The 628-nt window shown below is 64.3% G+C and carries 1 protein-coding gene; it reads left to right on the top strand.

All coding sequences use genetic code 11. The annotated features are described in order from the left end of the window. A partial coding sequence (locus tag CCN51_RS52280) for a discoidin domain-containing protein (RefSeq protein WP_143676257.1) occupies positions 1-568 on the top strand: 568 nt, incomplete at its 5' end. Between the last annotated feature and the right edge of the window lie 60 nt (positions 569-628).

The raw sequence follows: 628 nt of genomic DNA, 5'->3' as shown, positions 1-628 counted from the left end.
CGGCAGCTGGCAGCTCGCCGATACCCTCCTCAAGGAGGAGAAGAAGTCCGGCCCGAGCAAGACCGCTGGGCAGAAGGACGACGGCAGGGCCAAGAAGCCCGCGTACAAAACCCTCGCCATCGAAAGCGCCACGGAGTTCTCACCGCTGAGCGCGCCGTTCGCTGCGGACGAGGTCGGCGCCGCCATCGACAGCAAGGAAGGCACCGCCTGGGTGACGAAGGAGTTCTACAACTACCCGAACTTCGGCAACCTGGGCCCACGCAAGGATGGCAGCGGCATCATCGTCGATCTCGGCAGTGCCAAGAACGTTTCCAGCGTCGAGGTCGACTTCTACCGTGCGGGGCAGAAGGTGGAGGTTCTCGCCGCCCAGACATCCGCGTCAGGCCCGACCTCACTCAGCGACTTCCCTCACCATGTCACCGCTCTGAAGGAAACCGGCAAGACGCTGTCCACCACTCTCGACAAGCCGGTTCGGACACGATACCTACTCATCCACATCACCGAGCTGCCCACCAGCGCTCCGGATCGCTACCGTGGCGGCATCTCGGAGATCAAGGTCAAGGGCTGACCCTCGACAGGCGGCCGGCGGGGAGGGGCTCCAGGGTGGACAACGCCAGATTCGGCGACA

Origin of the sequence: Streptomyces milbemycinicus, assembly GCF_002154605.1 — a bacterium.
Classification (GTDB): domain Bacteria; phylum Actinomycetota; class Actinomycetes; order Streptomycetales; family Streptomycetaceae; genus Streptomyces; species Streptomyces milbemycinicus.
Note: the sequence above shows the minus strand (reverse complement) of the source record. Positions and strands in the feature narration are given on the sequence as shown.